Annotated in this window: 15 protein-coding genes; 11 read left to right on the forward strand and 4 right to left on the reverse strand. The window is 67.1% G+C overall.

Annotated elements, in window-relative coordinates; translation table 11 throughout:
• Positions 1-29 precede the first annotated feature (29 nt).
• From ACP15K_RS08905 to ACP15K_RS08925, 5 genes are all read left to right on the forward strand, one after another.
• Positions 30-1,760: a type I secretion system permease/ATPase gene (locus tag ACP15K_RS08905; RefSeq protein WP_193140022.1), complete on the forward strand. Its 1,731-nt coding sequence runs from the start codon at positions 30-32 to the stop codon at positions 1,758-1,760.
• A gap of 323 nt (positions 1,761-2,083) precedes the next feature.
• Positions 2,084-3,514 (forward strand): HlyD family type I secretion periplasmic adaptor subunit, encoded by a 1,431-nt coding sequence (locus tag ACP15K_RS08910; protein WP_193140145.1) that lies wholly within the window; start codon positions 2,084-2,086, stop codon positions 3,512-3,514.
• 29 nt (positions 3,515-3,543) lie between these two features.
• A complete protein-coding gene (locus ACP15K_RS08915) occupies positions 3,544-4,008 on the forward strand; it encodes a RidA family protein (RefSeq protein WP_424990322.1) in 465 nt (154 codons plus the stop codon).
• Between the two features lie 81 nt (positions 4,009-4,089).
• Positions 4,090-5,277 (forward strand): GNAT family N-acetyltransferase, encoded by a 1,188-nt coding sequence (locus tag ACP15K_RS08920; RefSeq protein WP_193140026.1) that lies wholly within the window; start codon positions 4,090-4,092, stop codon positions 5,275-5,277.
• A gap of 11 nt (positions 5,278-5,288) precedes the next feature.
• Entirely contained in the window at positions 5,289-5,570 is a 282-nt protein-coding gene (locus ACP15K_RS08925) for a 4a-hydroxytetrahydrobiopterin dehydratase (RefSeq protein WP_193140028.1), read from the forward strand.
• 15 nt (positions 5,571-5,585) lie between these two features.
• Here the strand turns inward: ACP15K_RS08925 and ACP15K_RS08930 are convergent, their stop codons facing one another.
• A complete protein-coding gene (locus ACP15K_RS08930; RefSeq protein WP_193140029.1) occupies positions 5,586-6,074 on the reverse strand; it encodes a peroxiredoxin in 489 nt (162 codons plus the stop codon).
• Between the two features lie 78 nt (positions 6,075-6,152).
• On the opposite strand from ACP15K_RS08930, the gene ACP15K_RS08935 reads away from it, so the two are divergent.
• Entirely contained in the window at positions 6,153-7,370 is a 1,218-nt protein-coding gene (locus tag ACP15K_RS08935) for an NAD(P)/FAD-dependent oxidoreductase (protein WP_424990323.1), read from the forward strand.
• Positions 7,371-7,373: 3 nt separating this feature from the next.
• Positions 7,374-7,928 (forward strand): 16S rRNA (guanine(966)-N(2))-methyltransferase RsmD, encoded by a 555-nt coding sequence (gene rsmD, locus ACP15K_RS08940; protein ID WP_424990324.1) that lies wholly within the window; start codon positions 7,374-7,376, stop codon positions 7,926-7,928.
• Positions 7,929-8,131: 203 nt separating this feature from the next.
• Here rsmD and ACP15K_RS08945 read toward each other — a convergent pair whose 3' ends face one another.
• The 3 genes from ACP15K_RS08945 to sfsA all read right to left on the reverse strand — a co-directional run bounded on the left by ACP15K_RS08945 (position 8,132) and on the right by sfsA (position 10,871).
• Positions 8,132-9,124, reverse strand: a complete 993-nt coding sequence (locus ACP15K_RS08945; RefSeq protein ID WP_193140147.1) for a TRAP transporter substrate-binding protein — start codon at positions 9,122-9,124, stop codon at positions 8,132-8,134.
• A 141-nt stretch (positions 9,125-9,265) separates the two neighbouring features.
• A complete protein-coding gene (map, locus tag ACP15K_RS08950; protein WP_394355440.1) occupies positions 9,266-10,078 on the reverse strand; it encodes a type I methionyl aminopeptidase in 813 nt (270 codons plus the stop codon).
• A 70-nt stretch (positions 10,079-10,148) separates the two neighbouring features.
• Positions 10,149-10,871: a DNA/RNA nuclease SfsA gene (gene sfsA, locus ACP15K_RS08955; protein WP_424990325.1), complete on the reverse strand. Its 723-nt coding sequence runs from the start codon at positions 10,869-10,871 to the stop codon at positions 10,149-10,151.
• A gap of 46 nt (positions 10,872-10,917) precedes the next feature.
• On the opposite strand from sfsA, the gene ACP15K_RS08960 reads away from it, so the two are divergent.
• The 4 genes from ACP15K_RS08960 to ACP15K_RS08975 are packed head-to-tail and all read left to right on the forward strand — an operon-like array spanning position 10,918 to position 13,922.
• Positions 10,918-11,661 (forward strand): competence/damage-inducible protein A, encoded by a 744-nt coding sequence (locus tag ACP15K_RS08960; protein ID WP_193140039.1) that lies wholly within the window; start codon positions 10,918-10,920, stop codon positions 11,659-11,661.
• Entirely contained in the window at positions 11,658-12,386 is a 729-nt protein-coding gene (locus tag ACP15K_RS08965) for a GNAT family N-acetyltransferase (RefSeq protein ID WP_424990326.1), read from the forward strand. Before ACP15K_RS08960 ends, ACP15K_RS08965 begins: the two co-directional genes overlap by 4 nt.
• A gap of 4 nt (positions 12,387-12,390) precedes the next feature.
• The gene (locus ACP15K_RS08970) at positions 12,391-12,960 is read left to right on the forward strand and encodes a peroxidase-related enzyme (protein WP_424990327.1); all 570 of its coding nucleotides are present in this window, start codon (positions 12,391-12,393) and stop codon (positions 12,958-12,960) included.
• Positions 12,957-13,922: an OmpA family protein gene (locus tag ACP15K_RS08975; protein ID WP_424990328.1), complete on the forward strand. Its 966-nt coding sequence runs from the start codon at positions 12,957-12,959 to the stop codon at positions 13,920-13,922. The genes ACP15K_RS08970 and ACP15K_RS08975 overlap by 4 nt, the downstream gene beginning before the upstream one ends.
• Positions 13,923-14,073 lie beyond the last annotated feature (151 nt).

Below are 14,073 nucleotides of genomic sequence, written 5' to 3' on the forward strand. Positions count from 1 at the left end.
CTCGCAGACCGCATCCAGAGGAACAATCCATGCAGAAAACTGACCAGGCGGGCCGAAACGAGCTTCGCGCCGCGCGGGCCGAAAACCGCGGATTGTTCTGGTTCGTCGCCGTCTTTTCGACCTTCGTGAACCTGCTGATGCTGACCGGGCCGCTGTTCATGCTGCAGGTCTATGACCGGGTGCTGGGCAGTCGGTCCGAGGCGACGCTGGTGGCGCTGGCTGCGCTGGTGGCCTTTCTTTACCTGATGATGGGTCTGCTGGACTACGTGCGCGGGCGGGTGCTGACCCGGATCGGCGCGCGGTTCCAGGCCAAACTGGATCGCCGGGTGTTCACGGCAGCCATCGACGACGCCGCAAAATCCAACCGCAGCGCCGCCGCCGCCGGGGTGCGCGACCTTGAGACGGTGCAGAAGTTCCTGTCCTCGCCAGTGCTGAGCGCCATGTTCGACGTGCCCTTCACCCCTGTCTTCCTGTTCGGCATCTTCATTTTCCACCCGTGGCTGGGGATGCTGGCCATCGGGGGCGGGCTGATTCTGGTGGCGATCACGGTGATGAACCAGGCGATGACCCGCCGCCCGGTGGTCGAATCACATGTGGCCTCGGCCGAGGCCGACCGCATGTCCGAACGGCTCAAGACCGAGGCCGAGATGGTGCAAAGCCTCGGCATGCGCAATTCGGCGTTCACCCGCTGGCAGGCGATCCGCAACAGGTCGCTGGGGCTTTCGGTGACAGCCAGTGATGCACAGGGTTCCTTCGCGGCGGCCACCAAGACCTTCCGGCTGTTCCTGCAATCGGCAATGCTGGGTCTGGGCGCCTATCTGGTGCTGCAGAACCTGGTGACGCCGGGCGCGATGATCGCCGCCTCGATCCTGATGGGCCGGGCGCTGGCCCCGATCGAGATCGCGGTCAGCCAATGGGCGCTGGTACAATCGGCCTCGCGCGCGTGGAACAACCTTGCGCGCCTGCTGACCGAGCACCCGCCGAAACCGCCGCTGACCCAACTGCCCGCCCCCAAGGCGCATCTTGAGGTCAGCCAGGTCACCGCCCTGCCGCCGGGCGAACAGCAGGCAACGCTGCGCATGGTCTCGTTCCGGCTGGATCCGGGGCAGGCCATGGGCGTGATCGGCCCGTCGGGCGCTGGCAAATCTACGCTGGCCAAGGTGCTGACCGGCGCCTGGCGTCCGGCGGGCGGCACCGTCCGTCTTGATGGTGCCACGCTGGATCAATACGAACCCGACCTGCTGGGCCGCTACATCGGCTATCTGCCCCAGAAGGTGCAGTTGTTCGACGGCACCGTGGCCGAGAACATCGCCCGTCTTGATCCCAACGCCCGCGACGCCGACATCGTTGCTGCCGCCAAGGAAGCCGCGGCCCACGAGATGATCCTGAACCTGCCCAACGGCTATGACACCTATCTGGCGATGGATGGCGGCCACCTGTCCGGCGGCCAGATCCAGCGCGTCGGGCTGGCCCGCGCACTCTATGGCGATCCGGTGATCCTGGTGCTGGACGAGCCGAACTCGAACCTCGACAACGAAGGTTCCATTGCCCTGAACGAGGCGATCCGGCGGATGAAGCGCGAAGGCAAGGCGGTGCTCATCATGGCGCACCGTCCGGCGGCGATTCAGGAATGCGACCTGCTGCTGGTTCTGGATGGCGGCATCGTGCGCGCCACCGGCCCGCGCGACGAGGTGCTGAGCAAGATGGTCAAGAACGCCAATGAGATCAAAGCCTCACAAGGCCAGGGAGGCATCACATGAGCACCGACGACCAGACCCCCAAGCCCGTAGATCCCAAGGCCACCGCTGCGGCGGGAACCCCGGCAACCGACGCATCAAAGCCCGCCACGCCGGCCACGGCAGACGATGCCCAATCGACAGACAACGCCGCGGACACCCAACCCAAGGGCGACCCTGCCAGCGCCCAACCAGCGGGCGACCCGGCCAGCGCCCGGCCAGCGGGCGACCCTGCCAGCGCCCAACCAACGGGCGACAAGGCCAGCGCCCAACCCAAGGGCGACAAGGCCACGACCCTTGCCCGCAAGGCCAGTGCCGCCATGCCACCGGAACTGGCCAAGAAGGTGATGGAAGCGCAACTCAAGACCGCCGGCACCCCGCCACCGCGTCAAGCCCCGACACCCAAACCCGATCCCACCAAGGGCAATGGCGCTCTGGCGACCACCGCCCCGGCGGCCCCGCAACTGCCCCCCGCCGATACCTCGGCAGCATGGTCGGCGCGGCGGCCCCTGACGCTGGGCATCCTTGTGCTGATCGTGCTTGTCGGCGGCTTCGGCGGTTGGGCCGTCTTTACCGAGATTGCCGGGGCGATCATCGCCAGCGGCCGGATCGAGGTCGATCAGAACCGTCAGGTCGTGCAGCACCTGGATGGCGGCATTGTGGACGAGATCCTTGTGGACGAGGGCGACCGGGTGGCCTCGGGCGATATACTCATCCATCTCGACGACAGCATCCTGGCTTCGGAACTGTCCATCGTCGAAGGCCAGCTTTACGAACTCATGGCCCGGCGCGGAAGGCTTGAGGCCGAGCAGGACGGACTGAACGCGATCTCCTACGACCCGATTCTGTTGCAGGTCGCGGCCACCCGTCCCGAAGTGGCCAGCCTGATGCGCGGCCAGCAGCGCCTGTTCGAGGCGCGCACCCAGTCGCTGGCCCGTGAAGTCGAACAGCTTGGCAAGCGGCGCAGCCAGATCAGCAGCCAGATCGAAGGGATCGAGGCGCAGCAGGACGCCCTGGCCCGCCAGTTGGAACTGATGAAGGAAGAGGTCGCCGACGCCGAAACCCTGCTGGCCGGCGGCCTGGCCCAGAAACCGCGTTTGCTGGCGCTTCTGCGCGAGGAATCCAGTCTCAGCGGCACGCTGGGCGAATTGCAGGCCTCGAAGGCCGAGGCCGAGGGCCGCATCACCGAGATCGACATCCAGATCCTTGGCCTTGAGAACACCCGCCGCGAGGAAGCCATCTCGCGCCTGCGCGACATCCAGAGCCGCGAGGCCGAACTGGCCGAACAGCGCCGCGCCCTTCTGGACCGGCTGTCACGGCTGGACATCCGCGCCCCGGTTGCCGGCATCGTCTATGACCTGCAGGTCTTTGCCGAACGCTCGGTCATCCGCCCTGCCGACCCGGTGCTCTACATCATCCCGCAGGATCGCCCGCTGGTGATCCAGACGCGGGTGGAGCCGATCCACATCGACCAGGTCTTTCCCGGTCAGGAGGTCACGCTGCGCTTCTCGGCGCTGGACAGCCGCACCACGCCGGAACTGACCGGCCGCGTCACCCAGATTTCGGCGGATGCCTTCACCGACCAGTCCACCGGTTTCAGCTTCTACCTGGCCGAACTGGAACTGCTGGAAGGCGAGATCGACAAGCTGCCCGAAGGCATCACCCTGCTGCCCGGCATGCCGGTCGAAGCCTTCCTGCGCACCGACGATCGCACGCCTATGGCCTATCTGGTGAAACCGCTGGCCGATTATTTCGTCAAAGCCTTCCGCGAAAGCTGATCGCGGCCCGACCAACAGGAAAAAGACCCATGACCAACCCGATCGAATCCCGCCTTGCCGCCCTTGGCCTGACGCTGCCCGATGCGCCCGCCCCGTTGGCCGCCTATGTGCCCTTCGTCCGCACCGGCGATCTGCTGCATGTGTCCGGACAGGTGTCCGCGAACGCCGAGGGGCTGATAGTGGGCCAGTTGGGCAAGGATCTGGATGTGGAGGCCGGCCAGAAGGCTGCCGCACGCTGCGCGCTCAGCCTGCTGGCGCAGGTCAGGGCCGCCTGCGACGGCGACCTGTCGCGGCTGCTGCGGGTGGTCAAGCTGAACGCTTTCGTCAATTCGACCTCCGATTTCACCGACCAGCCGGCGGTGGTCAACGGCGCCTCGAACCTGTTGGGCGAGGTGCTGGGTGACGCGGGCAAACATGCGCGCTCTGCCGTCGGCGTGGCGCAACTGCCTTTTGGCGTGGCGGTCGAAATCGACGGCGTCTTTCAGATCTCCTGATCGCGCGCCCGTGTACGGGCCATGCCTTGACCTTGGCGCTGGCAGTGTCAGGTTCAGGGCGAGCCCGCCACAGGTTGCCCGATGAAGCACAGCCCCACCGAAGTCACTGTCCACCTGTCGATTGACGAGATCCCGCAAGCGGAGTGGGATGCCTGCGCCTGCCCCGAGGCCGCCGATGGCGCACGCCCGCTCGATCCGTTCACCACGCATCGGTTTCTCAAGGCACTGGAAGACAGCGGTTCGGTCGGGCGTGGCACCGGGTGGGAGCCGCGCCATCTGGCGGTGCACCACAACGGGCAGGTGATCGCCGTGGCCCCGCTTTACGTCAAGGGGCACAGCCAGGGCGAATACATCTTCGACCACAATTGGGCGCACGCCTATGAAAACGCGGGCGGCGCCTATTATCCCAAGCTGCAGATCGCGGTGCCCTTCACCCCGGCCACCGGTCGCCGCCTTCTGGCCCACCCCGCCTTCACCGAGTTGGGACAGGCCGCATTGGTGCAGGGCGCCGTGCAACTGGCCGCCAACAACGAGGTCTCCTCGGTCCACATCACCTTTTGCACCGAGGCCGAGGCCGAAGCCGGCGCGCAAATGGGCCTGATGCGGCGGCGCAGTCAGCAGTTTCACTGGCTCAACGACGGCTACGCGGATTTCGACGCCTTCCTGGCCAGCCTGTCCTCGCGCAAGCGCAAGAACATCCGCAAGGAGCGCGCCACCGCCCAGGGCTTCGGCGGCCAGATCGTCGCCCTGACCGGGAAGGACATCGAGCCCGAACACTGGGACTGGTTCTGGCGATTCTATCAGGACACCGGGGCGCGCAAATGGGGCACCCCCTATCTGACCCGCGCCTTCTTCGACTGCGCCCAGGAAAGCCTGCGCGACGACATGCTGCTGGTGCTGGCTCTGCGCGACGACCGCCCCGTCGCCGGCGCGCTGAATTTCATCGGCCGTGACGCGCTGTTCGGCCGCTACTGGGGCGCATTGGAAGATCACCCCTGCCTGCATTTCGAGCTGTGCTACTATCAGGCCATCGACTTCGCCATCACCCACGGTCTGGCGCGGGTCGAGGCCGGCGCGCAGGGCCAGCACAAGCTGGCGCGCGGCTATCTGCCGGTGACGTGCCATTCGCTGCACTGGGTCGGCGATCCCGGCTTTGCCAAGGCCATCGCCCGCTATCTGGAGGCCGAAGGCGCTGCGGTCGAGGAAGAGATCGAGGTTCTCACCGCCTATGGCCCGTTCAGGAAATCCGACCCCTCGGTCGATCCGTGACAGGAGAAGACATGCAAGACAAACTGACCGACCGCAGTGCGCTGGAGCCGCTGTTCGCCACCGGATGGGACCTTGTGGACGGGCGCGACGCCATCACCAAGACTTACAGGTTCGCCGATTTCATCGAGGCGTTCGGCTGGATGACCCGCGCGGCCCTTGTGGCCGAGGCGATGAACCACCACCCCGAATGGCACAATGTCTATCGCACCGTCACCGTCACCCTGACCACCCATGATGCGGGCGGTCTGTCGGCGCTGGATGTGGTGCTGGCGGGCAAGATGGACAGCCTCTGACCCGCCAGATCGGTTTTACAGAACGTCCAGCAGGGTTTCGCCCGCCGAGACGTTGCAGACGCCGCCGTCGGGCTCGACGTTCAGCAGGCTGACCTTGCCGTCATCGACGATCATGGCGAATCGCTGCGACCGGTCGATCAGACCGATGGCCGGGGCGGTGAACTCCAGCCCCAGCGCATGGATGAAGGTGCATTCCGGGTCGCACAGGATGCGAATCCCGGCCTTGGTCGCGCCGGTGGTGTCGCCCCAGACCTTGGCAACGAAGGGATCGTTGACGATCACGCAAACAATATCATCGATACCCTTGGCCTTCAGATCGCCGATGGTGCGGATATAGCTGGGGATATGGGCCTCGGTGCAGGGGCCGGTATAGGCACCGGGCAGGCCCGCCAGCACGATCTTGCGGCCCTTGGTCAGGCTGCTCAGTTCGACGGTTTCGGGACCCTCGGCCCCAAGACGCATCAGGGTGGCTTCGGGCAGGGTGTCGCCTTGGGAAATCGGCATGGGTGTCCTCGCTTCGTGTTTCACTTGCAGGTGTGGCGACTATAGTGCAGCCAGCGGGCCAAACCAGCGGAGAGCAGCATGGACACCTCAATTGTCATCATCGGGGCCGGTCAGGCCGGGGCTTCGCTGGCATTGGCGCTGCGCGGTGCGGGCCACGACGGGCCGGTGACCCTGATCGGGCAGGAACCCGTGCCGCCCTATCAGCGACCGCCCCTGTCCAAGGCCTATCTGCTGGGCGAGATGCCGCTGGACCGGCTGTACCTGAAACCGGCCGAGGCCTGGGCGGATCTGAACGTCACCCTGCGCACCGGCACCCGCGTCATCGGTATCGACCCCGGCGCCCGCAAGCTGGCCCTGAAGGGCGGCGAGACCCTGGCCTATGACAAGCTGGCCCTGACCCTGGGCGCGGCACCCCTGCGCCTGCCCGCCGCCATCGGCGGCGATCTGGACGGGGTGTTTACCATGCGCGATCTGGCCGATGCCGATGCCATCGCCCCCCACCTGAAACCCGGCGCCCGCGCGCTGGTGGTTGGCGGCGGCTACATCGGGCTGGAGGCTGCCGCCGTGGCCCGCAAATCCGGCATGGACGTCACGCTGGTCGAAGCCGCCGACCGCATCCTTGGCCGCGTCGCCTGCCCGCAAACCGCCCAGTGGTTCGCTGCCCGCCACCGGGCCGAAGGCGTCGATCTGCGCGAAGGCACCAGCCTTGTCCGCCTGACCGGCCCCGATGGCACCGTCACCGCGGCGGAACTGTCCGATGGCACCACCCTGGAAGTCGATCTGGTGATCGTCGGCATCGGCGTGCGCCCCGAAACCGCGCTGGCCGAAGGCGCGGGGCTGGTGCTGGACAACGGCATCGCGGTCAACGCCCGCGCCCGCACGACCGAACCCGGCATCTGGGCGGCGGGCGACTGCGCCTCCTTCCCCTATCGCGGCGGGCGCATCCGGCTGGAAAGCGTGCAGAACGCCATCGATCAGGCCGAGGCCGCCGCCCGCGACATGCTGGATCAGGGCGCCGATTACATCCCCAAGCCGTGGTTCTGGTCGGATCAATATGATGTGAAACTGCAGATCGCCGGGCTGAACACCGGTTATGACCGCATCGTCACCCGTCCCGGCACCCGCGACGGCGCGATCTCGCACTGGTATTTCGCGGGCGATCAGCTTCTGGCGGTGGACGCCATGAACGACCCTCGCGCCTATATGATCGGCAAGCGGCTGGTGGATGCCGGGCAAAGCGCCGATCCTGCCGCCGTCGCCGACCCGGCAACCGATCTCAAATCGCTGCTGGGCTGAGCCATGCGCATCATCGCCGGAGAGTTTCGCGGCCTGCGCCTGGCCGCTCTGGGCAAGGGCGATCCCGGTGCCCACCTGCGCCCCACGCCCGACCGGGTGCGCGAAAGCCTGTTCTCGATGCTGACCAGCCGGCTGGGCGATTTCGACGATCTGCACGTCCTCGACCTGTTTGCCGGAACCGGCGCACTGGGGCTTGAGGCCCTGTCACGGGGGGCGGCAACCGCCACTTTCGTGGAAAAGGGCCGCAAATCGCAATCCCTGATCCGTCAGAACATCGCCCTGACCCGCAGCGCGGCGCGCTGCACCCTGCTGGGCGCGGATGCCACGCGGCTGCCGCCCTGTTCCGGCACGCCCGCTGATCTTGTCTTTCTCGATCCGCCGTATGGCAAGGGGCTGGGCGAACAGGCGCTGGCCAGCGCCCGCGCCAGCGGCTGGATCGCGCCCAAGGCCATGATCCTATGGGAGGACAACACCCCCCACGACGCCCCCGAAGGGTTCACCGTCGAAACACAGCGCCGCTTTGGCGACACGCAGGTCACGCTGCTGACGCTGGGGTGAGCCGGGCCGAAGGCGTCGGTGCGACCTGCCGCCCGACCGACCCACGGCTTGAAGCTCCGCCGGAGCAAGTGCCGGTCGGCTGGGGCTCCGCCCGTTCGCACCTCAATCGATCCCCCGGATCGATTGCAAGACGGCGCTCACTCTTGTCAAAATACTCCCGTCGGAGGCAGAAAATCCCGGGCGCAGCGCGCCCGGAACCGCCCTCAGTTGCCCGCGCCGGCGGTGCCCGAATAGGTGCCCATCATCGTGCGGACATCTTCGACAAGACCGGCGCCATCCAGCCCCTTGGCGGTCATTTCCTCGATCCAGCCGGCGGTCACGGCCGCGCCCACGGTGCGCAGCTTGTCTGTCTCGGCCTCGTCCAGAACCACCATGGTGTGGCCGGCGGATCGGATCACATCTTCGCCCTCGGCATCGCCCTGGTCATGGGCGCGTCCAGCCCAGGCCGCCGCCATGGCGCCCGAGTTGGCGTCGATCACGGCTTTCAGATCTTCGGGCAGGCTTTCGTACCTAGCCTTGTTCATCGCCCAGATGAAATAGAGGTTATACAGCGATTGGTCACCCGCCACGTCGGTATGGCTGTCGGTCAGCTCGTCCAGCTTCAGCGAGGGCGCGATCTCCCACGGGATCACCCCGCCATCGACCACGCCCTTGGCCAGCGCCTCGGGGAAGGCCGGTACCGGCATTCCGACCGGGGTGGCCCCGGCTTCCTTCAGCAGCGCCGTGGCCGGGCGCGACGGGCCGCGCATACGCAACCCGTCCAGATCGGCGACGGTTTCCACCGGCGCGCCCTTGGTGTGCAAAATCCCGCGCCCGTGCAGATGCGCCACGATCACATGCACATCGGCGAAATCGTCCATCAGGTGCTTCTGGGTGAACTCCCAGGCCGCCTGGCTTGATTCCTCGGCGGATTTTGAGGTCATGAACGGCAGTTCCAGCGCCTCGGCCTCGGGGAAACGGCCGGGCTGGTAACTGGGGATCACCCAGCCGCCGTCGATGGCGCCGTCACGGATCAGATCGTATTGCGCGGTGGGTTTGCCGCCCAACTGCATGAAGGGATAGATCTCGACCTTGATCCGGCCGCCGGACTCCCGCTCTACCTTTTCCGCCCACGGCCCGATGAAATACTTCGGGTTGGCCGAATTGGGCGACACGAAATGCTGGAACCGCAGGGTAACCTCCTGGGCGGAGGCCATCCCGGCCAACGCCGAAAGGACCAGCGGCAGGGCGATGCGACGAAGCGAAAGGGTCAAGACGAAGTCTCCTGTGGAAAGCCGTGCCGCGCGCGGATCAGACCGCGCCACCAAGGCACCGATGGGTCGGGATCGCGGCGGGGCTCAGCCCTGAGGCGGGAAGAACAGGTCGGCGGGCGACAGGGTGAAGATCTCGCAGCCCTCGGCGGTGACGCCGATCGAATGCTCGAACTGCGCCGACAGGGACTTGTCGCGGGTCACCGCCGTCCAGTCGTCGGCCAGCACCTTGGTTTCGGGACGGCCCAGGTTCACCATCGGCTCGATGGTGAAGAACATGCCCTCTTCCAGTTTCGGCCCGGTGCCCGCACGGCCATAGTGCAGCACGTTGGGCGGCGCGTGGAACACCCGGCCAAGGCCGTGGCCGCAGAAGTCGCGCACCACCGACATGCGATGCGCCTCGACATAGGCCTGGATGGCATGGCCGATGTCACCAAAGGTGTTGCCGGGCTTGACCGCCTCGATGCCCTTGAACAGCGCGTCATGGGTCACCTGGATCAGCCGCTCGGCCTTGCGGGGCAGCTTGCCGGCCACATACATGCGGCTGGTGTCGCCGAACCAGCCATCGACGATGACGGTCACGTCGATGTTCAGGATATCGCCATCCTTCAGCACCTTGGCGCCGGGAATGCCGTGGCAGACCACATGGTTCACCGAGATGCACGAGGCATGCTGGTAGCCGCGATAGCCGATGGTGGCCGACTTTGCGCCCGCATCCTCGACCGCCTTCTCGATGGCCGCGTCCAGCGCCGCCGTGGTGGCGCCCGGCACGACCATGGGCCCGACCATGTCGAGGATTTCGGCGGCCAGACGGCCCGCCTTGTGCATCCCGGCAAAGTCCGCCGGTTCATAGATCCTGATGCCGTCTTTCGTCAGACGGCCCTGGCTGCGATCGTCCAAAAACGTCTCTCCCGGGCGATAAAAATTTGGCATTCATGTAATACAGCGGCGCTGCGGATGCCAGTGGTGGTCAGATCACTTCTGCCGTAGCGGCAGGAATGGGCAGGTTTTCCGCCAGAATAACCCCATCCTGCGAAATGGTACATCCGTGACACATCATCTCAACTCCGGCGGCAATCGCGCGATCAAACGCCGCCGCATAGGCCGGATCGATGTCCCCCGCCAGCCGGAAGCGCGTACAATCGGTGCGCTGCACCACATATAGCATCACCGCGCGATGCCCCTGCGCCACCATGTCGGACAGTTCCTGCAAATGCCGTGCGCCCCGCGTGGTGACGCTGTCGGGAAACTCGGCCCAGTCGCCGTCGCGGCGCAGGTGCACGTTCTTGACCTCGACATAGGCATCTGGAAGCCCGGGCTCGCTCAGCAAGAAGTCGACGCGGCTTTTCTGGCCGTATTTGACCTCGGGCCGGACGGTGCCATAGGCCGCCAGCGCGGGTACGGCGCGGGCCAGCAGCGCCTCTCTCACCACGCGGTTGGGCACCGCAGTGTCGATGCCCGCCCAATGGCCCCCCGGCAGTTCCGCCAGTCGCCAGCCGTATTTCAGCTTGCGCTTGGGGTCGTCGTTGGGCTCCAGCCAGACCCGCAGGCCTTCGTCCTTCAGCCCCAGCATCGCGCCGGGGTTGGCGCAATGGGCCGTGATCACTTCTCCGCTGTCCAGTTCGACATCGGCCAGAAAGCGTTTGTAGCGGCGGATCAGGCGGCCGGGCACCAGTGGGGTTTGAAAGCGCATGGGCCTGACCTATACCCCCATTAACAGTCCGGCAAGGAGACCCGACATGGCTGACCCAAAGGCACAACCGCAGGCCGCGATGCTGGTCATCGGCGACGAGATCCTGTCCGGTCGCACCCGTGACAGCAACATGCATTACCTCGCCAACGAATTGACCCGCCACGGCGTGCCGCTGGCCGAGGTCCGCGTGGTCAGCGACGCGCACGACGTCATCGTCGCGGCGATCCGCGAGTTGTCGGCGCGCTACGACCACCTGTTCACCTCGGGCGGGATCGGGCCGACCCATGACGACATCACCGCCGATGCGGTGGCCGCCGCCTTTGGCGCGCATCTGGACGTGCGCGACGATGCCCGCGCCCTGTTGCAGGCCCATTACGACCGCCAGGGATCGGAATTGAACGCCGCCCGTCTGCGCATGGCGCGCATTCCCGATGGCGCAACCCTGATCGACAATCCGGTCAGCACCGCGCCGGGGTTCACCCTGGAAAACGTGCATGTGATGGCCGGGGTGCCGTCGGTGTTTCAGGCCATGGTGGCCTCGGTCCTGCCGACGATCACCGGCGGGCCGCAGATGCTCAGCCAGTCGCTGACCGTGCATCGCGGCGAAGGCGATATCGCCGGGCCGCTGGCGGACCTGGCCGCAGAATTCGACGATGTCAGTTTCGGCTCCTACCCGTTCATCCGCAATGGCGCCTATGGCTCCAACGTCGTGGCGCGCAGCACGGATGCCGCCAGGCTGGGGGCCGCCATGACCCGCCTGCACGCGCTGTTCCCGACGGAGACCGCATGAGCCTGTCCACCACCCATCTAACCGAGGTTCTGGACGCGACATGGCCGTCTGCAACCTGCCGCACGGACGGCCCCTTCCTGCTGAAGCTCTCGCCCGGAGGCGGCAAACGGGTGCGCGCGGCGCGGCTGTTGACCGAGACCTTCACGCCCGCTGATCTGGATCGGGCCGAGACTGCGATGCGCGCCGCCGGTCAGCCGCCGCTGTTCCAGCTGGCCCCCGGTCAGGAGGCGCTGGACCGCGCCCTTGCGGCGCGCGGCTATGCGGTGGCGGACGAGACCCTGTTCATGACCTGCGACCTGGCCCCGCTGTGCGACATCGACGTGCCGCGACTGACCGCCTTTGACATCTGGCCGCCGCTTGCGGTGCAGCAGGAGCTTTGGGCCGAGGCCGGGATCGGTCCCGATCGACTGGCGGTGATGACCCGTTGCAAGGACCCGCACCGCAGCCTGATGGGCCGGGAATGCGACCGGGTCGCCGGCGCGGGCTTCGTGGCCTGCCACGGGGGCGTGGCGATGGTGCACGCACTGGAAATCCGGCCAGAGTTTCGCGGTCAAGGGGTGGCAACACGGCTGATGGGACAGGCGGCCCGCTGGGCGGCCGGACAGGGTGCCCACCACATGGCGCTGGCGGTGACGCAAGCCAATACCGTGGCGCGTGCCTTCTATCGCGGGCTTGGCATGGAAGAGCGGCCCGGCTACACCTATCGCATTGGAACACAGGAATAAACCGATGCCCCTGACCGGCCCCACCGCCCTAGACCTGCCCGCAGTCTCGCCCCTGCCCGAGGAAACCGAAGCCTATTTCAAGTTGTGCGAGGACAAGCTGGGACTGGTCCCCAACGTGCTGCGGGCCTATGCCTTCGACATCGAGAAGCTGACCACCTTCACCGCGCTCTACAACGATCTGATGCTGGGCAACAGCGGCCTGAGCAAGCTGGAGCGCGAGATGATCGCGGTGGTGGTCTCCTCCGTGAACCGCTGCTGGTACTGCCAGGTGGCCCATGGCGCGGCCGTGCGGGAGTTGTCCGGCGATCCGGCCCTGGGCGAGGCCATGGTGATGAACTACCGCGCCGCCGATCTGGATCCGCGCACCCGCGCGATGCTGGATTTCACCGTCAAGGTGACCGAGGCCAGCAGCACCATCGAAGAGCCCGACCGGCAGGCCCTGCGCGACCACGGTTTCACCGATCGTGACATCTGGGACATCGCCTCGGTCGCGGGGTTCTTCGCCATGTCCAACCGTATGGCCTCGGCCGTGGCGATGGCGCCCAATCCGGAATACCACGGCACCGCCAGATGAACCCCGGCTGGCCGTCGGGCCTGGCAGGTGCCCTGCTGCTGGCTGTTGCAGGGGCCGCCACCGCCGTCGAGACGACGGGGCCTGCCGGCACCAGGCAACTGGCCACCCGCAGCGACGCCGCCGCCCCCCACGGCATTGCCATCGGCCCCGCCGCGCCGTTCCAGCCACCCGAGGAGGCGGTTCTGGTGGCCCCGCGCCAGCGCATCAGCTGGCGCGGCAGCGATCCCGCCGGGGCGGATGCCGCACGCCTGCTGGCCGAGATGCAGGCGCGGCTGGCCGGGGACGGGTTCGAGGTGATCTATGACTGCGAAAGCCGCACCTGCGGCGGTTTCGATTTCCGCGATGCCCTGCCCCTGCTGCCCAGCCCCGAGATGTTCGTGAGCCTGGGGCGCTATGCCTATCTGGCGCTGCGGCGGGAAGATGAGACCGGCGTGGCGCTGGCCAGCCTGATCGCCAGCCCCGCGCCCGGCGGTGCCTATCTGCAACTGACCCTGGTGGGCGGGGAACCGGAAACGCAGGTGGTTGATCCGTTGGCGCCCGATCCCGTCGGCGCAGTGGTTGCGGCCCCAGTGGACGCGGGGGACGATATTGGCCTGCGACTGGAAACCCAAGGCCACGCGGCACTGGACGGCATGGGGTTCGAGGCCGGCAAGAACGAGATGGAGGCCGAGATCCCGCAGGTTCTGCGCGACCTGGCCGACTGGCTTGCCGCCGATCCGGCGCGGCGCGTGGCGCTGGTGGGTCACAGCGACTGGACCGGCTCGGCCGAGGCCAACCAGCGCCTGTCGCGGCAACGGGCGCAGGCAGTGGGCGCGATCCTGACTGGCGAGTTGGGCGCGCGGGCGCGCCAGATCGAAACCCATGGCGCGGGCTTTCTTGCGCCGCGTGTGTCCAACACCACCCCCGAGGGGCGGGCCGCCAACCGCCGGGTCGAGGTGGTGCTGCGGCCCCCGGCGGAGTAGCGGGGGCGCTGCCCCCTCTGGCCCTGCCGGGCCATTCACCCCCGGAGTATTTTCGCCAAGAAGAATGAGCGCCGTCCCGGAAACGGTGAGGCGGAACCGAAAACGCGCCCGTGGCGCGTTTTCCCGCCGAACGGGGATCGTTTGAGGCGCG

This window comes from Fluviibacterium sp. S390, assembly GCF_049800695.1.
GTDB lineage: Bacteria > Pseudomonadota > Alphaproteobacteria > Rhodobacterales > Rhodobacteraceae > Meridianimarinicoccus.